The sequence below is a fragment of the Tardiphaga sp. 42S5 genome (assembly GCF_034044155.1).
Taxonomy (GTDB): Bacteria; Pseudomonadota; Alphaproteobacteria; order Rhizobiales; family Xanthobacteraceae; genus Tardiphaga; species Tardiphaga robiniae.
In genome coordinates, this window is the sequence record NZ_CP139027.1 from 84,754 (window position 1) to 106,795 (window position 22,042).

Annotated in this window: 17 protein-coding genes; 10 read left to right on the plus strand and 7 right to left on the minus strand. The window is 60.6% G+C overall.

Going from position 1 to position 22,042, the window contains the following annotated elements; translation table 11 throughout:
- The first annotated feature begins 12 nt into the window (after positions 1-12).
- A complete protein-coding gene (locus SFY93_RS00425; protein WP_320445652.1) occupies positions 13-2,493 on the plus strand; it encodes a glycoside hydrolase family 2 protein in 2,481 nt (826 codons plus the stop codon).
- Positions 2,494-2,945: 452 nt separating this feature from the next.
- Here SFY93_RS00425 and SFY93_RS00430 read toward each other — a convergent pair whose 3' ends face one another.
- Positions 2,946-3,947, minus strand: a complete 1,002-nt coding sequence (locus SFY93_RS00430; protein WP_320445653.1) for a helix-turn-helix transcriptional regulator — start codon at positions 3,945-3,947, stop codon at positions 2,946-2,948.
- A 445-nt stretch (positions 3,948-4,392) separates the two neighbouring features.
- On the opposite strand from SFY93_RS00430, the gene SFY93_RS00435 reads away from it, so the two are divergent.
- The 9 genes from SFY93_RS00435 (at position 4,393) to SFY93_RS00475 (ending at position 14,311) form a co-directional block, all read left to right on the plus strand.
- On the plus strand, positions 4,393-5,319 hold the full coding sequence (locus tag SFY93_RS00435) for a formylglycine-generating enzyme family protein (RefSeq protein ID WP_320445654.1): 927 nt from the start codon (positions 4,393-4,395) through the stop codon (positions 5,317-5,319).
- Positions 5,312-7,699: an arylsulfatase gene (locus tag SFY93_RS00440; RefSeq protein ID WP_320445655.1), complete on the plus strand. Its 2,388-nt coding sequence runs from the start codon at positions 5,312-5,314 to the stop codon at positions 7,697-7,699. The genes SFY93_RS00435 and SFY93_RS00440 overlap by 8 nt, the downstream gene beginning before the upstream one ends.
- 132 nt (positions 7,700-7,831) lie before the next feature.
- Complete coding sequence (locus tag SFY93_RS00445) at positions 7,832-8,176, plus strand: HdeA/HdeB family chaperone (RefSeq protein WP_320445656.1); 345 nt, start codon at positions 7,832-7,834, stop codon at positions 8,174-8,176.
- 65 nt (positions 8,177-8,241) lie between these two features.
- On the plus strand, positions 8,242-9,063 hold the full coding sequence (locus SFY93_RS00450) for a DUF2092 domain-containing protein (RefSeq protein WP_320445657.1): 822 nt from the start codon (positions 8,242-8,244) through the stop codon (positions 9,061-9,063).
- Positions 9,060-9,383, plus strand: coding sequence for a hypothetical protein (locus tag SFY93_RS00455; RefSeq protein ID WP_414717022.1), 324 nt, complete (start codon positions 9,060-9,062; stop codon positions 9,381-9,383). Before SFY93_RS00450 ends, SFY93_RS00455 begins: the two co-directional genes overlap by 4 nt.
- Positions 9,384-9,646: 263 nt before the next feature.
- Positions 9,647-10,726, plus strand: a complete 1,080-nt coding sequence (locus tag SFY93_RS00460; protein WP_320445658.1) for a SphA family protein — start codon at positions 9,647-9,649, stop codon at positions 10,724-10,726.
- A gap of 608 nt (positions 10,727-11,334) precedes the next feature.
- The gene (locus SFY93_RS00465) at positions 11,335-12,156 is read left to right on the plus strand and encodes an acid phosphatase (protein WP_320445659.1); all 822 of its coding nucleotides are present in this window, start codon (positions 11,335-11,337) and stop codon (positions 12,154-12,156) included.
- Between the two features lie 70 nt (positions 12,157-12,226).
- Positions 12,227-13,081 (plus strand): hypothetical protein, encoded by an 855-nt coding sequence (locus SFY93_RS00470; RefSeq protein WP_320445660.1) that lies wholly within the window; start codon positions 12,227-12,229, stop codon positions 13,079-13,081.
- Positions 13,082-13,270: 189 nt separating this feature from the next.
- Positions 13,271-14,311, plus strand: coding sequence for a DUF1254 domain-containing protein (locus tag SFY93_RS00475; protein WP_414717025.1), 1,041 nt, complete (start codon positions 13,271-13,273; stop codon positions 14,309-14,311).
- A gap of 680 nt (positions 14,312-14,991) precedes the next feature.
- Here SFY93_RS00475 and SFY93_RS00480 read toward each other — a convergent pair.
- The 6 genes from SFY93_RS00480 to SFY93_RS00505 form a co-directional block, all read right to left on the minus strand.
- Positions 14,992-16,407, minus strand: coding sequence for an aldehyde dehydrogenase family protein (locus tag SFY93_RS00480; protein WP_320445662.1), 1,416 nt, complete (start codon positions 16,405-16,407; stop codon positions 14,992-14,994).
- 89 nt (positions 16,408-16,496) lie between these two features.
- Entirely contained in the window at positions 16,497-17,258 is a 762-nt protein-coding gene (locus SFY93_RS00485) for an SDR family NAD(P)-dependent oxidoreductase (RefSeq protein ID WP_320447656.1), read from the minus strand.
- Positions 17,259-17,352: 94 nt separating this feature from the next.
- Positions 17,353-18,321 carry a Bug family tripartite tricarboxylate transporter substrate binding protein gene (locus tag SFY93_RS00490; RefSeq protein WP_320445663.1) on the minus strand — a complete coding sequence of 323 codons (969 nt, stop codon included), beginning with the start codon at positions 18,319-18,321 and terminating at the stop codon, positions 17,353-17,355.
- A 223-nt stretch (positions 18,322-18,544) separates the two neighbouring features.
- Positions 18,545-20,071, minus strand: coding sequence for a porin (locus SFY93_RS00495; RefSeq protein WP_320445664.1), 1,527 nt, complete (start codon positions 20,069-20,071; stop codon positions 18,545-18,547).
- A 500-nt stretch (positions 20,072-20,571) separates the two neighbouring features.
- Entirely contained in the window at positions 20,572-21,342 is a 771-nt protein-coding gene (locus SFY93_RS00500) for an SDR family NAD(P)-dependent oxidoreductase (protein WP_320445665.1), read from the minus strand.
- A 181-nt stretch (positions 21,343-21,523) separates the two neighbouring features.
- Complete coding sequence (locus SFY93_RS00505; protein ID WP_320445666.1) at positions 21,524-22,036, minus strand: NAD(P)H-dependent oxidoreductase; 513 nt, start codon at positions 22,034-22,036, stop codon at positions 21,524-21,526.
- Between the last annotated feature and the right edge of the window lie 6 nt (positions 22,037-22,042).

Genomic DNA, 22,042 nt, shown 5'->3' on the forward strand with positions numbered 1-22,042 from the left:
CTGTTGATTGCCATGACCGACATCCGCGCCATGACGGGACGCAAGGTTCAGCCGCTCGACAGCGGCTGGGAACTGACGCTGTCGCTCCCTCACGCATGGCAGGAGCCCAGCGGGTTGAGTGAAGCCGTCTGGTTGCCCGCGATCGTCCCTGGAACGGTCTCGGGCGCGCTGCGGGCCCTCGGGCAATGGAGCCTCATTGACGCTCAGCCGCTGCATGACAAGGACGTCTGGTACCGGCTCCGGGTCAGTGGAAACGGCAGGCGCAAGCTGCGGTTCGAGGGCCTCGCCACATTCGCCGAGGTTTTCCTCGATGGCAGGCTCATCCTGACCGGGAGCTCGATGTTCGAGCCGTATGAGGCCGAGATTGTGCTCGGCGGTGAGCATTGGATGCATATCGCCTTCAGGAGCCTCCGCGGCGCGTTGGCAGGAACGAAAGGTCCTCGGCCACGCTGGAAAACGATGATGATCGAGGAGCCACGGCTGCGGTTCCTGCGCACCACGCTGATCGGGCACATGCCCGGATGGTGCCCGCCCGTCGATGTGGCCGGCCCATACCGGTCTGTGCTGCTGATCGAAGAGGGAATTGTTCGCGCCGACAATGTCGATCTGCGCAGCCGGCTCGACGACACCGAAGGCGTTCTGACGCTCGCGCTCGATCTGTCGGGAGTGGCCGAAGGCGTGACGCCGGTCCTGCACTGCGCCGGGGCGGAGGCGCTGCTGAGGCCGCTCGATACGGAAGCGCCGCCGGCCGGTGCAGCGCGTTGGCAGGGCACACTGCGGATCCCCGATGTGGAGCTGTGGTGGCCTCACACCCATGGTAGCCCGACGCTCCATGTGGTGACCATCGACATCGGTGCCGTCCGGATCGATGTCGGCGAGGTTGGATTTCGCCGGATCGCGGTCGACCGCGGGCCGGACGGACATGGCTTCACCCTGCATGTGAACGGCGTCCGCATTTTTTGCCGCGGCGCATGCTGGACGCCGATCGACGTGGTCAGCCTGCAGGCATCCGAGGCGGATTACGCGCGGGACCTTGGCCTGGTGCAAGGTGCTGGCCTCAACATGGTCCGTCTCAGCGGGACCATGGTCTATGAGACCCCGGATTTCCACTACCTCTGCGACCGGCTCGGCATCATGGTCTGGCAGGACGTCATGATGGCCAATTTTGATTACCCGTCGGATGTGGCCTTTGCTGAAGTCATCCGCAGCGAAATCACGACAGTCGTTAGCCGCTTGAGCGCGTCGCCGTCATTGGTCGTGATATCAGGCGGCAGTGAGGTTGGTCAGCAAGCTGCGATGATGGGCCTGCCGCGCGAAATGCGCGACGTCCCGCTGGCGGAAACCGTCATTCCCGAGGTTCTGGCAGGCTTCAGCCACGTCGCCTATGTGCCGGGTTCGCCGTCGGGCGGCGCCCTGCCCTTCGTGGCCGAGGCAGGCCCGTCGCATTATTACGGCGTTGGCGCATATTTGCGGCCCCTCGACGATGCGCGCCGCGCCAATGTCCGCTTTGCCTCCGAGTGTCTCGCTTTCGCCAACCTGCCGGACGATCGTCACTTCGCTAGCCATCGGCTCGATCCTGTCAGCAATCCGGAACGCTGGCTCGCCGGCGTCCCGCGCGACGGAGGCGCGTCTTGGGATTTCGACGATGTGCGCGAGCATTATCTTCAGGCGCTGTGGAACGAAGACGGCCGCAGCCTGCGCTCCAGCGAACCCAAGCGCTGGCGCCAGCTATCGCGCGCGATCACAGCCGAGGTCATCGAACGGACGATCGACGAATGGCGCCGTCCAGCCTCCACTACGGCTGGCGCACTGATATGGCTGTGGCGCGATCTGCGGCCCGGCGCAGGCTGGGGCCTGCTGGATTCCGACGGCCGTCCGAAATCGGCCTTCTACGCCCTGCGCCGCGCCTCGCAGCCGCTGCGCTTGTCGATCACTGACGAAGGCACCAACGGGCTCAATCTGCATCTCGTCAACGACACGCCGCGGGCCGCCACCGGCAAATTGACCTTGCGTTGCCTGAGAGACGGCAAGACGCCGGTGATCGAAGCGGTGCGCAATGTGACCATCGCACCGCATGCCGGGCTTTCATTCGGGGCGTTCGAGATGTTCGACCGGTTCTTCGACGCCGGTCACTGCTATCGCTTTGGGCCAGCCGCGCATGACACCGTGCATGCAACGTTCGCAGCCGAGGACTCCGATCAACCTCGAGAGGCCTTTCATTTTCTTTGCCCCCCGACGTCGGCGGTTGACCAGACGATTGGCGTGGTGCTTGGTGAAGACGACGCCGGTTTCTTTCTCGACCTGCAAGCCGTCACGGCGACGCGTTTTGTTGAAATCGCGGACAACAAATTCCTGCCCGACGACAATTATTTCCATTTAGCGTTCGGGCATCGCAAGATCGTGCGCTTGGCACCGCGCGTGCGTTCGGCCCACCATTTGCGCCCATCGGGGAGAGTTTCTGCGCTCACTCTGCTAACTGAAGTCGAATACTGACTTCGCATTGGTCCATTGGTGTCGGCATCCAGTTCTCAGCCAAGAGGTTTCATCCGAAAATTTGTACCGCCAGCAGCCGCCAGGTGCTCCTTCAAGCCTCGACCGGCCGCGAGCGGAAACGTTATTCAGGAACTGGGCATCTGTGCGAATGACATCGAATTGGAAGCCAAGACCGGTCCCATGGATGACCAGCACTACTAGCGTCTCCTTTGCGCCAGTACCGGACATTGTTCGCTGTGAATCAGGCAGCCGCCGCGGTTCAGACGCAAGGTGGGAACTTTCGTCCAGTGGCTGAAGGGCCAGATCGGAGCGTCCATCACGTTAACGGCCGAGAAAATCCGACGGCAAACAAGCATCTTTCCTGACCAAATAGGAATCAGGGCGTCGGTCGCGCTTTGATGATAGCCGTTGCCATTATCCTTCGGGCGCGAAACGCCCAGATAATATGCACCTTATCCAGATCGCGATTGCTCGCGAAACCGGCGCGGCGTCACACCGGAAATTCGGCGGAAGGCGCGGCTGAAGTGTGCCGGATCCGTGTAGCCGGAAGAAAATGCGATATCGATAATCTTGGAATTGGTGTCACGCAAAAGCTTGCTCGCATTCTCATATCTGACGGTGTCGAGCAGATCAGAATAGCTCAGGCCCACATGCGCGAGCTTGCGCTGAAAGCTGCGTGTGCTGACGCCCGCCATTTCAGCGACTTCAGCAAGAGCCGGAATTCCGTCGTCCAGATAGGACGGCAGCATCAGTTTCAGCAGCTCAACGATGTCGTAGCCGGAAGGGCCGTCCTCGTGATCATGCGGCGCAGGGCTCACGTCTTTCCGGTGGTTCGAGAAACTGAGGTGTGAGATCGGCACGTCGATCCACGCGGCATGCTGGCCTGACAGAAATCGCACATTGGGCCACAAGGACTGCGTTGCAGAACTCGGCGTGTAGCGCGCTTCGAAGGCGATCGTCGCCGGCATCCAGTCCGGCCCTGCGAACTGCCGAACGATGTGTATGGGGAAAATGTTCTGGATCCATTGCGGGTGCTCCATATGCAGGAGCCCGTTTGTCCCGGCGAGCCTGCTGCAGATCCGCACGTGATCGTCATCGTGCTCGATCCACATGCTCAGGATCGTATCCTCCCGCGGCGCCCATGTGCAGGCGTGCCGCAGCGCAACGAGCAATGTCGGGGAGTGCGCGATCAGGGCCCGCGTTTTCTCCCGCATATGGGAGAAATGCAGCCGCTGGCTGGCCAGGAAGCCGAATTCTTCAATGCCCTGGCTTCTCCGGGCGGTTTCCATGAAACGGATGGCCGGCATCAGCGGGACATAGAGATCGCTCTTGTCGACCAGAGACGACGGAAGCCGAAACTTGGTCAGGAGCGAACTCGTCGGCGCACCGGTCTCATCGAGAATCCCGACGAAGGGCAGAAGAAACTGGCAGCGCGTCAAAGGGATGTTAGCCATTGGGTCTCGTCGCGATCATCAGTAGGCACTTTGCATCAGCCACAATTTCATTGGAATCGCTACTGGCAAGCTCGGAGAATGTCACCGTTCTCTTGCCGGCACCTGTCGGCCTTGAATTGCAGCGGTCGCCGCGTCGTGTGCATGCGGCAAGAAGTCACCTGCAAATGACCTGATCGGTTGCGATTGGCGCGAAGTGGCAAGACCACGGGCCTTCGTCTGCACGAAATGATCCGGACAGGGTTCGCCTGTCAATCGGAAGGCAACCGGGCCGGGCGCAGGCCCCGGCTTCCCTAGAGATTCCGCCCACGGAACGTCGGCACCGGCCCGGCTTTGCTTCCACCTTCCCAATGAATCCGACAAGTAAACTGGAACCACCATATTGAGAACGCTGACCTGCGCCGAAACGGCTCAGACGGATTTGCGATCGGAGCGTGTGCGAGACGGCATGATCTTCGTGAGTGCCGGAACGTTCTGGATGGGTTCGGATCGGCACTACCCCGAAGAGAGGCCGGCTCACCGCGTCAGTGTCGATGGGTTCTTCATTGACGAGACTCCCGTCACCAATACTCAGTTTGCCGAGTTCGTGGCCGCAACCGGATATCGCACGGTTGCCGAATCCGTGCCCGATCCAAAAGACTATCCCGGCATATTGCCGGAGATGTTGTATGCGGGCTCGCTGGTTTTTCGCGAGCCGACCGGGCGTGTCGGTCTCGATGACTGGTCGCAGTGGTGGTCGTTTCTCGAGGGTGCCAACTGGCGCCGTCCCTATGGTCTGGTTAGCAGCATCGAGGGACGAGATGATCATCCTGTCGTCCACGTCACCCACCAGGACGCGCTGGCCTACGCACGATGGAAGGGCAAGGATCTTCCTACAGAAGCCGAGTGGGAGTTCGCCGCCAGAGGAGGCCTCGAACAGGCCGAATTCGCATGGGGATCGGAGCTCATCCCCGATGGCCGGCATATGGCCAATACCTGGCAAGGGTCGTTTCCGACAGTCAATCATAACCAGGACGGATACGCCCGCACGTCGCCTGTGAAGGCTTTTCCACCTAACGGATACGGCCTCTACGACATGATCGGAAACGTCTGGGAGTGGACGTCCGACTGGTACTCCGCGCAGCACGAAGCAGACACGACGAAAGCTTGCTGCGTGCCCAGCAATCCTCGCGGCGGGCATGAGTCAGCCAGCTACGATCCATGTCTTCCCGAAATAAAAATCCCGCGGAAGGTCCTCAAAGGCGGCTCGCATCTATGCGCTCCGAATTATTGCCGCCGCTATCGGCCTGCAGCTCGCCATCCAGAAGCAATCGATACTTCGACAAGTCATGTCGGGTTCAGATGCATTGTTCGAAACGGAGAATCGAATGAATAAGCCTCTTAATAACCATCTCAGGGCACGCTGGTTGGGCGTGAGCACGACTCTCCTGTTGTTGGCAACGTCTGCTGTCGCCCAGGAAACGCTGCCGTTTCCGCCGAAGCCCTCAGGGAGCAAAGCCGGACCGACGATCGCGGAGTCGACCTACAGCCCCCTGCCGGTGAAGTCGCATCTCCCGGCCAACGCGCCGAACATCGTCGTGATCATGCTTGACGACGTCGGTCCGGCGCTTCCGAGCACCTTCGGCGGCGTGATCGATACACGGACGCTGAGCCGCGTTGCCGGAGACGGGATCACCTATAACCGCTTCCACAATGCCGCGATGTGCTCACCCACCCGCGCGGCCCTGCTGACCGGGCGCAATCACCATCGCGTCGGCTCCGGCCAGATCACCGAACTGGCGAACGACTGGGACGGCTATTCTGGCCGGATCCCGCGCACATCGGCGACCGCGGCGAAGGTCCTCGGCTATTACGGTTATGCGACGAGCGCCTTCGGAAAATGGCACAACACGCCGGCCAACGAGACCACGGCGGTCGGCCCCTATACGAACTGGCCGGCCGGCCAGGGGATCGGCTTCAACTACTTCTACGGTTTCCTTGCCGGAGAATCCTCGCAATGGGAGCCTGCGGTCGTCGAAAACACAGTCCGGGTGAATCCGTCCGAAGGGAAGAAGGAGTACCACTTCACCGAAGACATGACCGACAAGGCCGTCTCATGGATGAAGCAGGTCCGCGCGCTGACGCCGGATCGGCCCTTCTTCATGTATTGGGCCCCCGGCGCCTCCCATGGCCCGCATCACATCTTCAAGGACTGGGCGGACAAATATAAGGGCAAGTTCGACGAAGGCTGGGACGTCATGCGCGAACGCGTCTTCGCCCGCCAGAGGGAACTCGGCTGGATTCCGAAGGACACCGAGCTGACGCCGCGGCCGAAGACGCTGGCCGCATGGGCTGACATTCCCGAGGACGAAAAGCCATTTCAGCGTCGGCTCATGGAAGTGTTCGCCGGATATACCGAACACGCCGATGCGCAGGCCGGCCGATTGATCGATGCTTTGGACGAACTCGGCATCCGCGACAACACGCTCGTCTTCTACATCTGGGGCGATAACGGCTCGAGCGCGGAAGGCCAGAACGGCACGATCAGCGAGCTCCTGGCGCAGAACGGTATTCCGTCCGAGATCAAGGACCATATCCGCACCATGAACGAGCTCGGCGGCCTGGACATGCTCGGGTCGCCCAAGGTGGACAACATGTACCATGCCGGCTGGGCCTGGGCCGGCTCCACGCCCCATCGGTCGACAAAGCTGATCGCCGCGCATTTTGGCGGCACCCGCACGCCGCTCGCCGTTTCCTGGCCGAGCAAGATCAAGGCGGACAAGACGCCGCGTCCGCAATTCCATCACGTCAACGATATCGTGCCGACGATCTACGACATCCTGCGCATCACGCCGCCGAAGCTCGTCGACAGCGTCAGCCAGGATCCGCTCGACGGCACCAGCATGACCTATTCCTTCGTGTCCCCGACGGCACCGGACCACAAGAAAGAGCAGTATTTCGAGGTCATGGGGAGTCGCGCCTACTACAAGGACGGGTGGATCGCCTCGACATTCGGGCCGAGAGCGCCTTGGCAAGCGGGCGTCGATCCCTCGATCATGACATGGTCGCCGAAGAACGATGTCTGGGAACTCCATGATCTCAGGAAGGATTTTTCGCAGGCGAAGGACGTCGCCGCCGCCAATCCTGGCAAGCTCGACGAGCTGAAGAAGGCTTTCGAGGTAAGCGCGAAAGATAATAAGGTCTATCCGGTGGGCGGCGCGCTATGGTCCGCGATCTTCCACCCGGAGGACGCACCGTCCAATCCCGCCAAGTCGTTCAGCTTCACGCAGGAGGTCGTCGGCGTTCCCGAGTTCACCGCGCCGAAGCTCGGATCGCGTAGCAACCTCGTCACCATCGATGCGGATCTACAGCCCGGCTCGAAGGGCGTGCTCTACGCGCTTGGCGCCGTCTCGGGCGGCATCGCCCTGTGGGTCGAGGACGGGAAGCTCCACTACGAGTATAATCTGTTCGAGATCGAACGGACGCAGCTGGAGACGTCAGCCCCGCTCCCGACCGGGAAGGTCAAGATCGAGGTCGAAACAACGCGCAAGGCCAGCGGCGCCCGCCCCGCGTCTCTCGACATCGTCGTCCGCGTTGACGGCAAAGAAGTCAGCAAGGGCCGTGTCCCACGCGCGGCACCAGGTAGCTTTACCGCCAACGATGCCTTCGACGTCGGCCGGGACAGCTATTCCCCCGTCTCGCTCGCGTATTTCGACCGCAAGCCATTTGCGTTCAACGGAAAGATCAATCGTCTACGGGTTGAGTATCTGAACTGAGTGGTCGTTTGACCACGTCGAGTAATCGTCGACTGGGAGCGGAGATCGAAGGTGTTCGCTGCTCCCGGTCGAGAGCGAACTTCACTACCCCTGCAGATAACGCCTGCTGAATCTCGAAAGGAACGTTCAATTATGAAGCAACTTGCTTTTGTTCTTGCTGTTGCGTGCGCAGTACCGCTGGGCTCGGCTCAAGCCCAAACCGAACTGAAGGCCTATGCCGATGCGGATGGTTACATCAACGTGCAGAAGCTGACTTGCGCGCAACTTGCCGGAACGTATCAGGAAGACGCGAACTTTCTCGGCGTTTGGTACAGCGGTTGGTACAATGGCCTCGGAAAGAAGTCTTCCATCAACTTGCCTAGAGTTCGAGAAGGCATTCACGAATTGATCGTCTACTGCAAGGCCAATCAAGGCACGACGATCATCAAGGCCATCGATGTTCTTCTGAAGGCTGAAAAGGTCCGCACTGCCAAATGAATGTTGGTCTCCCCATCATTCCGACTTGTCGGCCCAGCTAACTAACAATTAACAGGAATCATCTCTTGAAAAGCCAATCCAGAACGCCCTTGAATGCGGCGCGCCGTTCGATCCGCTCTGTTGCCACACTCCTGATCGCGTCGGGTTTATCTGCGACATGCATCGGAGCTGGCGCTGCCCACGCGGATGATGCTGCATCGATCCTGCGCGCGATGTCCGACTACATCGCGAATCAAAAGAATGTTTCGATATCGTACGATTCCGATATCGAGATCATGACCCCGGACATGCAGAAGATTCAGTTTGCCAGTTCCGGGCAACTCACCCTCCATCGGCCGGACAAGCTCCGCGTGACACGGACCGGCGGCTACGCCGACGTTGAGCTCGTCTACGATGGCGCCAATTTCACCGTTTCCGATCATGCCCGCAAAGTCTACGGGCAGATGCCAGCCCCCGGTACGATCGACCAGCTTGTCGACCGCATTCGTGACAAGTCCGGCATCGAGGCGCCGGGTGCCGATCTTCTTCTCGCCAATTCCTATGCAGCCTTGATGGATGGAGTCTATGACGCCAAGCATATCGGCAGAGGCGTCATCGACGGCCATGAGTGTGAACACCTGGCTTTCCGTACGCCGGATGCCGACTGGCAGATCTGGATAGAACCAGGCGCGACGCCGATTCCGCGCAAATACATCATCACCACCAAAACGGTGACAGGCGCGCCTCAGTACACGCTCCGAATTAGCAGCTGGAAAACGAGCCCCGATACCACTACCGATGCATTCTCTTTCAAGCCGAGCGCAGACATGAAGAAGCGCGAGCTTCAGGATCTCGGCCATATCGATGAGATTCCCCCAGGAATCAGCCCCAGCGGAGAGAAGAAATGACTGGATTGAAAAGCAAGCTGCTGAAAATCGCCCTCGGAACGAGCATGGCCATCCTGTGTCTGTCGGTCAGCGAACAGGCGTCGTTCACGCGTGGCGGTACCTTCATGACCTCGGCGGAGGCACTTATCGGAGCTCCGCTCACACCCCTGAGTTACGCCGGCGTCGCACGGCGAACGACGCGCCGAGCCATCGTGGGTGGAGCCGTCGTTGGTGGAGCCATCGTAGGCGGAGCAGTTGCGGGTGCAGCCGTCGTCGCCGCGCCACCCGCTTGCGTTCAGGCGGTCGACGCCTACGGCCGAATCTATAACCGGTGCTACTGATCGCACTCAGACCGAGAGCTCTTTCAGCAGGCCGTTGTTGTCGATCCACGTCGAACAGTGACTGCTACGGTGTTCTCAACGTTCCTGAAAATGCTGGAGCGCGTTCCCATCGGAAAGCGCTCCAGCTTTTTGACGCATCCCGTCTCAGAGCGAATGCGTTTGTGCTGGAATGGCCCGATTTAAGATCGGGTCCCTTAGCGTGGTGTAGCTTTCGATGTAAACGCAACACCCTGCGAATAATGTAAGTAGCGCGGGAATTCGGTGTGACGAATATCGATTTGCGCGTATGTCGATCCAGTTTTGATTTGTGCTGTTTTGCTACGCGGAGTTTGTTGATGCGCTTCTCTTTGACGATGACGGTCGCTGCCAGCGCCATGCTGTGCTGGTCACAAACGCCAGTCATAGCAGCCGAGGGCGGCGTAAGTGTCTCCCTCCTCGGGTCACACGCAACCGGCGCAGGCATTACGCCGCCGCCCGGCGTCTTCTTTCAGAACGACTTCTATTATTACGACGGCAAACTCAGCGGCGGTCGAACTCTGCCGACCGGTGGTCTTCTCGTTGCAGATGTCTCGGCCCAGAGCTGGATCGAATTGCCAACAACACTCTGGGTTACACCTGCCAAGATTCTCGGCGGCAATCTCGCATTCTCGTTGACGGTGCCCGTTGGTGAGCCGCGCGTGAATGCAAATCTGCTGGTGAACTCGCCGCGCTTCGGGCCGATCGGTGTCGGCGTGACGGACAAGAATGCTAACCTCGGCGACTTCTTCCTCCAGTCCTTTGTCGGGTGGCAGTCGGGCAATTTTCACTGGCAGCTCGGCGTCGGCGGTGTGATCCCGTCCGGAACGTATGTCGCCGGTCAACTGTCGAACGCCTCGCTGAACAGACCCGCGCTCGACGTCTTCGGCACTTTCACATGGCTAGATTCTGCCATTGGCTGGGATCTCTCCGCCGCGGTGGGCGTCACCTTCAACCAGACCAACACGGCGACCGACTACAAGAGTGGCGATGAATTCCACCTCGAATGGGCAGCAACCAAATACATCACCAAGGAATTCACGCTCGGGCTCGTCGGTTACTATTACCAGCAACTGACGGCGGACTCCGGAACAGGCGCGAGGCTGGGCGCCTTTGAAGGTCGTGTCATCGCACTCGGCGGCTCGATTGGGTACACGTTCGAGGTCGGGAAGCTCCCGATTTCAACGCGCCTGAAAATCTATCGTGAATTCGATGCCGTGAACCGCATGGAAGGCACTGCCGGATACTTTACCGTGTCTGTGCCCGTCGCGTTGGATACCAATGCAATGGCGCTCGCCGATGGGCGCTCGATAAAAACCAAATTCTAGCTCCTTCAACTGGGAAGCCTCCAGGCTTGTTCTTTGTCGATGTTCTGAGGAACGATGGATAGGATTGATGACGGGCATATCAGTCAGGACACACCGGCTCACAAATTTCGAAGAACTCAATGCCGCCGTTTATGGAGCACACATCAGCGGGACGTAGAGATCACTAAATGGCTTGACCGGTCGCGATTGGCGCGAAGTGGCAAGACGGTTGGCCTTCGTCTGCACGAAATGACCGGATAGGATTCGCCTGTCGATCAGAGGCAATCGGGCCGGACGCAGGCATCGGCGTCCGCGAACAATCCGCTCCACGGAACGTCGGCACCGACCCGGCTTTGCTTCTGCCTTCCCAAGGATTCCGACAATTAAACTGGAACCACAATCTTTACCGCCTCCGCTTCGATTGCTTTTTCACGGGGCAACTGGTTGTGCCGAAAAAGTCAGGTGGCAACCATGTTCAGAGCACTGATCATTGCAGCAACCTACCGTTTTTGATCGGCGGCTCTGACTTACCTTCTAAGGGGCGGCTCGGTCAGATGGCGGGAACCCGCATTCGAGGAAACTCAGTCGCCTGATGATCCCCGCACTCTTGAAATGAATAGGGACTATCCATGACCGCAAACCTGGTTCGATCCGCAGGCGCATCCATCTTCGTGCTGCTTTTGATTTGCGGGCAGGCCGTCGCGCAATCGAACGAAGCCCAATCGAAGGTCACCGATCCCCATTTCAAGATAGCGCCCGGTTATCTGAAGCCGTCCGAGCTGCCGAACAGCCTGGTCCTGCTCGGTGCGCCCCCCGAGCAGGATTCGGCCGCGCTTGCCAGGGACGAAGAAGCACGCAAGGCAACGCTCCCCCTGCGCGGCACCGACCGCTGGAAGCAGGCCTCCGCCGACGCCGATCTTACTTTCCCGCAGGCCGCCAATAATTTTTCCTGCGCGATGGGGATCAAGATCGACAAGGAACAGACCCCGCGCCTCTATGCCATGATGCAGAAGATGCTGTCCGACTTCGGCCTGTCGACCTATGGCGTGAAGAACAAGTACAACCGCACCCGCCCCTTCGTCGTTCACAGCGAAGCCACATGCCGGGCGGATCAGGAAGCGATCCTGCGAGGGGATGGCTCCTATCCGTCGGGCCACACGGCTGCGGGCTGGGGATGGGCCCTCGTCTTCGCGCAGATCAATCCCGAGCGCTCCAATGAGTTGTTCACGCGCGGCATCGCTTTCGGCCAGAGCCGCGTGATCTGCGATGCGCATTGGCAGAGCGATGTCGATGCGGGCCGCATCATGGGAGCGGCGACTGTCTCGCGGTTGCAGACCAACGTGACCTTCCTTGCCGAGCTCAAAGCTGCGAAGGTGGAGGTGAAGGTAGCAAAGGCGAGGCGCGCTGCGCCGGTTTGTGCGGCCGAGACAACTGCCTTGTCCACGCAATAAGCGGGCCTTGACCTTGAGCAGCCGGCGTCTTCGACCGATTTATGGATGGCTTCTGGTTTGCGCCGTTTGCTTGGGCGCGACCGATGCTGCCTTCGGCAAGGACGACACCGATCAGGTGACCCAATTCACCGCGCCAAGCGTCTATCTGGATCTCCGCACCACCTATGCGACAGCCCCCGGCGGCGCGATCGGAATCGGTTTCGGCAACACGTCGCTGTTTTCAGTTCTGGGGGCGATCGCCCTTGCGGCCGGTCACACGCCGTCGACCGTGCCGACCCATATAAAATTGCCGACGGTGCACGCGGTCACGGTCGATATCCCGCTGACCGTCGACTTAAACGATCGGGTGTCGGTCTATGGCGGTGTTTCCGTGAACGCAAACACGATGCCACTCGGCGGCTGGACGGATATCGACGTCGCGAGCTGGAACGTTGGCTTTCAGGCCGATATCTACAGACAAAACGGCGGCATGCTCCCCACCATCACCGTGCAATCGACCATCACTCAATCGCTGCCGAGTGGACCGTTCGCGACGACGAATTTCAACAACGTCATCGAGTTCGACTATGCATTGGACGAGGATCAGACGAGGGGACTTCTCCTTGGCTTCCAGGACACCCGCGTCGCGATCCAAAGCGCCTCGGCGGAGGTCCGTCCGGGCATGATCGGATATGCCGGTGGCTACTATCAGTGGCCGAGCAACTGGAAAGCGTCCGCCCGCGTCGGCGTGCAATCATTCGGCGGCGTTGAACTCCTGAACCGAACGCTGATCCAGCCCTTTACCCAGCCCGTCCTACGCCTTGACCTCGACCGAATGGACGACAACGACAATCGCTTGTTCGGTTTGATGGTGCAGATCCAATGGATCCCGCTGCCGTCTTATCAATTGACGTTCAGGACGCCGCTTTATCTGACGCAGAACTAGCCAGCGCCCCCCCACGCGGGGTCGGATGTCCATTGGCGCGAAATGGCAAGACAAGTGATCCGAGATGCTCGAAACGCTCGGAGGCAGTGCCTACCGATTACGCGTTGATCGCTTGGATGGCATTTAAGCTTCAAGGTGCCGCGCCTGTGGAATGCCCCCTGCGTCGCCAGTCAGATTGAATGAAGAGGTATGTCGATGTTTCGCTCGGTTGGGATTGGTTTCGCATTGGCTTCGGTCGCGCTGGCCGGAGGAGCGTTCGCCCAGGCTCTGGACGGCAAACTGCCTGTCACCGTCGATAATTTTGCCCGCGCCGAGACCGACCGCTACCTCGCGGTGAATGCAACGGCCATCGGCGGACTCGGCAAATTCCAGCACTCGCGGGAGCCTGTATCCATCGACAGACAAGCGGTGATCCGAATGAACCGGGATACGCTGTACTCATTTGCGGTGTTTGATCTTGCTGGCGGGCCCGTAACGCTCTCGCTGCCCGACACGGGCAAGCGCTATATGTCGATGATGGTGGTCGATCAGGACCACTACCTGCCAATCGTCGCCTATGGCACGAAGCCGGTGACGCTGACGCAGAAATCAGTTGGTACGCGATACGCCTTTGTCGCTGTCCGAACGCTGGTTGATCCCAACGATCCAAAGGATCTCGCCGAGGTCCACAAACTTCAGGATGCCATCAAGGTCAGCCAGAAGAAGACAGGCACGCTGGACCTTCCAAACTGGGATCAGGAGAAGCTAACCGACATCCGCAATGCGCTGCTCGCGCTGGCAAAATATCAGACGTCGTATCACGGTGCATTTGGAGCCCATGGCCAGGTCGATCCGATCCAGCACTTGATTGGCACGGCCTCCGGTTGGGGTGGCATTCCGGAAAAGGACGCCATGTATCCGAGTTTCACTCCCGCGAAGAACGACGGCAAAACGGTCTACACCCTCGATGTGCCAAAGACCGTGCCGGTGAAGGCTTTCTGGTCGATCAGCGTCTACAACGCAAAAGGCTTCTTCGAGAAAAACGCCTACAATGCCTATTCGATCAACAACATCACCGCGAAGAAAAATGCGGACGGCTCGGTCAAAGTCCAGTTCGGCGGCTGTGACGGCAAGATCCCGAACTGCCTGCCGATCGTTGAGGGCTGGAACTACACCATACGGCTTTATCGCCCTGAACAGCCCATCGTTAGCGGCAAGTGGAAACTTCCGGAGGCCAAGCCTTTAAACTGAGACTTATCGGGCATGCGGCGACCTGGCGAGGGCGCGCGCGGACAAAGCGATAGACAAAATACGACTGTAACGGGACAATCGATCCGTCTTAGAGAACTGGTTCGCTACATCCAGACTGACGGGGCGCCTCGCGCGGCGACTTTTCCCCGCACGCACACCACGCCGTTATGAATTGAGTCGGTTCGGACGCGTCCGCACCTTGACGGAACGACGTCCGCTTTGCGCCGGTACTGTTGAAAAAGTCGAAAATCGAACGACTTCCAAAATCGAGCATGTGTCACCTGTTGGCGACCTCCGCGACTGCAAGACGCTGTCGAATCGATGCGAGCGCCGATGGTCGCTTTTACATTAGCCGATGAGGTTCCTCACATCCTAACTCGCGAGACGCACGAGCGGTCCTGGGATTCTTCAATCATCAGTCAAAAAGGACTTTTTCAACACAATCCGCCAAGAGCCGCCCACAGGTCACCTCTAGTCCTTTAGGCCGTATGACCTGACCCGGCCAATTTGCGGGGCACGGGCTCAAAGTCGAAGCCCAACTTTCCCCGCGGGAAGAAATGTGCGGCCGCGCGCCAACTTGGAGGAAGCGCGCGACCGCGGCGCCGCGAGAGCTACGACAGCCTCGTGGCGGACTAGTTGCGGCGAACCGCTATCGTGTTTTGAGGGCGAAGCCGGCTTCGCTACCCAATGATCGCTTTGACCTCCAGATATTCTTCGAAGCCGAAAACCCCGAACTCGCGCCCATTTCCGGATTGCTTGTATCCGCCAAATGGAAGGCTGCGGTCGAACGCGGCGCCGTTGAGGTAAACACGTCCTGCGCGGATGCGATTGGCGACGGCACGCGCGCGGGTGCGGTCGCGCGATTGCACGAATCCCGCCAATCCGAACGGCGTATCATTGGCGATCTCGACGGCCTCGTCCTCGCTATCATAGCTCATGATGGACAGCACAGGACCGAACACCTCCTCGCGCGCAATTCTCATTTGCGACGTCACATCGCCGAACACGGTGGGACGAACGTAATATCCGCGATTGAGCCCCGCCGGCCGGCCCGTTCCACCCGTTACCAAGGTCGCGCCCTCGTCGATTCCGGACTGGATCAGGTCTTGCACTTTCTCGAACTGTGACTGGCTCACCAAGGGGCCCATGGTGGACGCCGGATCGAGCGGATCGCCAAGACGGATGCTGCCGACGGCTTCGCTTGCCGCGGCGAAGGCTGCGTCGCGCTGCGCGCGGGGAATCAGCATGCGCGTGGGCGACTGGCAATTCTGGCCTGCATTTGTGTAGCAGGCGTGAACGCCCTGTATCACGGCAGCTTTCAGATCGGCATCCGGAAGGATGATATTGGCGGACTTGCCGCCCAGCTCCTGCGCGACGCGCTTGACGGTGTCCGCCGCCAGCTTGGCCACCCGGACGCCGGCCGTTGTCGATCCGGTGAACGACACCATGTCGATCTCGATATGGGCGGCGATCGCCTCGCCCACCGTCGGACCATCGCCATTCACCACATTGAACACACCCGGCGGGATGCCGGCCTCATGCACAATCTCGGCGAACAACATGGAGCTGAGCGGCGCGATCTCGCTGGGCTTGAGAATGACCGTGCAGCCGGCCGCCAGCGCCGGCGCAACCTTGGACGCCACCTGGTTCAACGGCCAGTTCCAAGGCGTGATCAGGCCGCAGATGCCGATCGGCTCGCGACGAACGACCCCGCCTCCCATCGGTTCTTCGAACCTGTAGTCCGCAAGCACGCGCGCAGCTTCCTCGAAATGAAACAGCGCAACGGTCGCCTGACGCTCCGTCGCAAAGGTGATCGGTGATCCCATTTCCAGCGTCATCATCCGCGCCAGTTCCGGCAGACGTGCCCTGAATCCCTCGATGATCTTCTGAAGATAGACGAGGCGATCTTTCACGCTCACTTCGGAATATGTCGCGAAGGCGCGGCGGGCGGCCTGCGCGGCCCGGTCCACATCCCGGCGGGAGCCCAGGCTGATCCGCGCGAAGGCCTCCTCCGTCGCAGGATTGAAAACTTCAAGAGTTGACGGTGTGACGGGATCCACCCAGGCGCCGTCGATATAGAACTTCAGCTTGTCCATCTTCTCCATCCGTAACGCCTACATAGCCATTGTGTTTGGAGCTCGCGGCCCCGCCGTCTATCTCGCCGCAACTCCCGCCGCTGAGTGCTTTAGAGGTGCCTGCCCTCATCCACGGGCACGATGATCCCCGTCGAGCTCGTCAGGCTGACGATGCAGGCCATCACCGCTCTTGCGACATCGTCGGGCGTCGTGATGCGGGCAAGCGGGAGTTTTTCGGCGACCCGCTGCAACTGTTCCCGCGTCCGGCCGGCGACGAAATCCGTATCCACGCCGGCCGGCGAAATGGAAAACACCCGGATTTTGGGTGCGAGCACTTTCGCGAGCGCGATCGTCAACGCGTCGACGCCCGCCTTGGCGGAGAGATAAGCGAGGCTGCTTCCCAGCCCGGTGCGGGCGGCAATGGACGAAATGTTCACAATGGCAGCGCCGCTGCCGCGCTCGAGCAATGGACGGAAAGCGCGCACCATAGCGAAAGGCCCCCGCAGGTTGACGGTCACGGTCCAGTCGAAGATCTCGTCGGTCAGTGCGTCAAGATCGTTGGCGGGCACTGGCGTCGTGGCGCCTCCACAATTGACCAGTACATCGAGCCGGCCATACTCCTTCTCCACCCGCGCCGCGGCTTCGGCGATAGAGGATGGATCGTCGATCGCGATACGCAGAGCGAGATGCCCGGTACCCTGCAGCCCGCTCACGACATCTTCCGCCAGCTCCTTGCGGCTGTTGTAGCCGACCACGACAGCCGATCCGCTGGCGGCGAGGCGCGCCGCTGTCGCCTTGCCAATCCCGCTGCCGCCGCCGGTGACGAGCGCCACTGTGGGAGTCGATAGCGCGGGAACATCGATGCGGATCATGTCGGTCACTCAATCACTCCCGATCGTCAGACGACGAGCCCGGACCAGCACAAGCAGGATAACACTGCACTGCGCGGTGCCGGCCTCGCTCTTGCTACATTGCAATTTTTGCCGCCTCGATTACCGGGCGCCACTTGGCGAGTTCGGCCGCGACGAATGCCTTGAGATCGTCCGGCGATCCACCGACGCCCAGCAATGCATTCTGCCCGAGAATAGCCTTTCCCTTTTCACTCTGAAGAAAGCTGTTCACGATGCTGTTCAACTTGGCGATGATCTCGGGCGACGTCCCGATCGGCGCGACCATGGCGTACCACGCTGAAGCCTCGAAGCCCTTGAAGCCCGTCTCCTGCACTGTGGGCACGGCCGGCAGTTGCGCGGCCCGCTGGCTGGTCGTGACGGCAAGCGCCTGAACTTTTCCGGAGGTGACCAGCGGTACATAGGTCGGCATGAAGTCGATGACGATATCGATCTGACCACCGAGCAAATCTGTCATCAGCGGTGATGTGCCGCGATACGGCACGTTGGTCATCTTGACGCCGACGGACCTCTGCACCAGTTCCGACGTGATGTGTCCGAGCGTGCCGTTGCCGGGATGTCCCACATTGACCTTGTCGGGGTTCTGCTTCGCATAAGCGATCAGCTCTTCGAACGTCTTCGCTGGAAAGTCGGCGCGCGCGGTCACGATGAGCGGGGACTTAGCGACGAGAACGACCGGCGTGAAATCCTTTTCGGAATCATAGGCCAGCCCCTTATACATCAGCTTGTTGAGCGCAATCGGCGCAGGCGTGCCGAACAGAAGCGTGTAGCCGTCAGCGCTCGCCTTGGCCACGGCCGCACCGCCAATGCTACCGCCTGCCCCCGCACGATTATCGACGATGAACTGCTTGCCGAGCGCCTCGCTCAGTGCCTGGCCGACCGCGCGCGCGAGCGTATCGACGGCGGATCCTGCCGGAAACGGCACGATCATGGTGACGGTCCGTTCCGGCCATCCTTGCGCGGCGGCGTTGTGAATGGGCGTCAGGGCGAGCACGAGACCGCACAGGCCGACTAGCAATGCACGCATGTTTCCTCCGATTTTTAAGATGCAGGCTGTGCCCACTTGTTCAGCGCCATCTTCCGCAGCGCTTTCCCTGTTCGATGTCCTACAATCAAACCGCTATCGAAGTTGCGGAATGTGCCGCCGTTCCGCTGTACGGCATGGCTCGCTCACGCGCTTGCGTGAACAGTTCCCCGGCACGTCTGCCGGGGGCTCTTGTTTTCAACACCGACCCGGTGGTCGATCAGGCTCAGAACGACCGCAGGATCTGAACCGCGCCGTTGTAGAGGTTCTGATCGCGCACGGCGTAGGATGTGCCGGCTGGCTTGCCCACGACGTTGCCGGTGTAGGTGCCACCCAGGCTCTGATCCATGCGGCTGTAGATGAATTCCGCCGAGAGCGTCAGATTCTGAACGGGCGTCCAGGCTGTTCTGGTGCCGACCTGCGTGGTGGCAAAGTCGAAGTTGTTGCTGGTCCCGGACAGAACGCCGGCGGACGAAGCCGCCGCCGAGGACGAACTGGTGCCGAAGCCCCGCGTGGTCGAGGCGAATGCCCCTGCCAACAGAGCGTTGCCCGCGTCGCCGTAAGAGATATGGCTGTAGTTGGCGAACAGAGAGGTGCGCCACGCGGGGTTCCAGTAATGCTCGAAGAAGCCGCTGACTTCCCAGGCCGAGCTCTGCACGATCTGGCCGCCGGGCGCATAGATGCCATCGAGAACGTAGCCGAAGCCGACGGTGTTGCCATCAAACTTGGCGAACCGCCCGCCGCCCAGCGTATCGACGGTGCCCGCGAAGACGTATTTCGCGGCGCCCTTGGCGTAGGAGGCTTCCAGCTTTAGGCTGTCGCCCGCGCCGGTTGGCAGGTTCTTGAACTCGACGGCGCCGCTCACGGCGAAGCCATAGGCATCGTCAGGGTGGCCGGAGGGTTCATTGGTGTAGTATTGCGCCGTCGCCTGATGAAGGGCTGCAGCGAAATGCAGCGTGCCCCATGCCTGATCGAGGCGCAGGTTGCCGACGACGTCCGGCATATGGTTGCCGCCGGCGGCATTACCGAGGAACGTGTTCGACGACGAGCCATAGAATGCACCGGTGAACTGCGAGGCACCGGGCGCCACGATGAACGTGTTCACGTTCCACAGGCCGGCATTGCGATAGGGCGACGCGTTCTCGAGCGAGATGGTGCCGGAGACGCCGTTACCGAACGACGCCGTATAGGCCAGCTGCGGAATGCCCGTCGCATTGTTGGAGCCCGCGAAGAAACCGGACGCAATGGTCGGCTTGGCGAGCGCCCATTGCGGGTCGAATTGCGAGACGGCCTTGCCGAAGGTGAAACCTGCGAACTGGATGAACGCGAAGTCTACTTCGACGAAGCCGCCGGCGATACTTTCACGTCCCTGTGCGAAGTCGAAATGAATGTTGGAGAATGTGCGAAGGAGACCATATTCGGTCGCCGTGCGCGTATCGGTGGTCAGCGTCAGGCGCGGCTTGGTGTTGAAATAATCCTTCGTGTAAAGATTGTTGCCGCCAGCGCCGCCGAACCAGTACGGCACGTCATAGTTGCTCGCGGCATTGAACGCGGTATCGATGCGAAGTGCACCGCCGATCTTAATGCAGGTGTCGGTGCCCGAGATGTAATAGAAGCCTGCGCCGTAAAGTGAGCAGATCTTCACATACTCGACCGCCTTGGCCTTCACAGGAAGATCGGCTGCGTGTGCACCGCCGATCGCCAGCATCCCTGCCGCCGAGCCGAGAACAAGAGTCTTGATAGTCGTCGTCATTATCGCCCTCCGAACTGCCTTCGTTTCCTCAGTGAAATCTTACTTCGCCGCGCATCGCCGGTTCGCACTGTTTGTTCGCGATGGCGTAACGCTGTTTTGATATAAGATATTGATGCGATGATCAGTCTGTCAACGACGGCGGCGAATTCCTGGTCAATGATGAACGGAGTGTGTCATTCGCGTTGCATTGACGCACAAATGAAGGGCGTCGTTTCGTCATCGCGAACAACTATCAAAACGCATGCGCGCCGCACGTCGAGAACGATGATCGCGAGCCCGCCAATGGAGCTCGTATCGTATCGCCTCGCTGCGGCATTGCCGGCGATCGATTTAGTGAGTCGCTCCGCAAGATGCCGCGCGCTGCGGCTCGCGCGCGCGGCGATATCATTGGGCGTGTAGGGCAGCGCATCTATGGTCGACGTATGAATGCCGCCGAACTATTGTCGAACCGGCGTCGTTCGATCCCGCAGCGGATGCGGACTGCTGTTTGGCGCGCTCCGTCAGCTCACTCCGCCATCGGCGATGATCGTCCGCCCGGTGAGCCATTTCGCCTCCGGCGACGCGAGGAATAGCGCAACACCGGCGATGTCGTCGGTCTGCCCGATGCGACCGAGCGGCGTCATCGCCGCGATCCCTGCGCCGCGCTCGGCCAGGATCTGCGTCGTCATATCGGTCTCGATCACGCCGGGCGCGATCGTGTTGACTGTGATCCCGCGCGGGCCGAATTCCTTGGCGAGCGCATGCGACAGGGCAGCAACCGCCGCCTTGGAGGCCGCATAGATCGAGGTGGTCGGGATCGGCCGGGTAGCGAGTGCGGAGGAGAAATTGATGATCCGTCCTCCCGGCGCGGTCAGATGCGGGAGCGCCGCCTGAATAACAACGATCGTGCCGAGGACATTGGTATCGAAGGTGGCGCGGAACAGCTCGGGGTCGACCGCCTCGAACTGCCGATATTCCGCAATACCGGCGCAGTTCACCAGAATGTCGAGATGCCCGAACCGCGCAATGACCTGTGCGACCATCGCCCGTGCATCGTCGGGATTGGAAATGTCACCGGCAACGCCGATGCCTTGTGCCCCCAACTGGGCGATATCACCGAGTACCGCATGCGCCGCCGCGGACTCATTGCGGTAGCCGATCGCCACACGACAGCCCGCGCCGGCAAAACGCCGTGCGATCGCAGCTCCCATCCCGCGCGACCCGCCCGTGACCAGCACGACCTTGTTGCTCAACGAATCCCGGTCGGGCCGCCCTTGATCGCTGGTGCTCATGACCTGGCTGTTTCCGTGGGAGTTACTGCTGCGATGCCGGCGTGCGGCGCTATGTCTTCGACTGCCTTTTGCAATCGCAGGCTCCATTGCCTCAGATACACTTCGCGGCCTTCAGCATCCACGCGCGGCGCTGCGTAAGCGACGAACGGTTCAAGAGCTGTCATGCCAAGATACTCGATCATCAGGCGCTGTGCCGGCCACAGCACAGTCTGGATACGCCATAAGCGTCGCCAACCGAGAACCGTTGCCGGGTGCCGCCGGTGCTGAGGCACAGCAGACCGCGCTTGTCGGGAAAGAAGCCGCTGTCGAAGCGGCGGCCATCGGCATAGGCGAAGCCAAAGGCAAGGACGCGGTCGAACCAGCCCTTCAGAATGGCCGGCATGCCGCCCCACCAGATCGGGTAGAGCCAGACGACAAGATCGGCGTCGCGAAGGCGCTGCTGCTCACGCACGAGGTCGGCCGCGAAACCGCCGGTGCCGTGCGCATGGGCCTGTTCGGTCTGATAGTGAAAACGTTCCGCGTCCGCCACGGCATTGAAGTCGTGTCGGCCGGCGACCGGATCGAACCGTTCGGCATACAGATCGGACACCACGACCGCGTGGCCGGCCTGCCGCAATGTCGCGACACCGGCATCCTTCAGGGCACCCGTGAAGGAGGTCGGCTCGGGATGCGCATAGATCATCAGGACGTTCATCGCGAT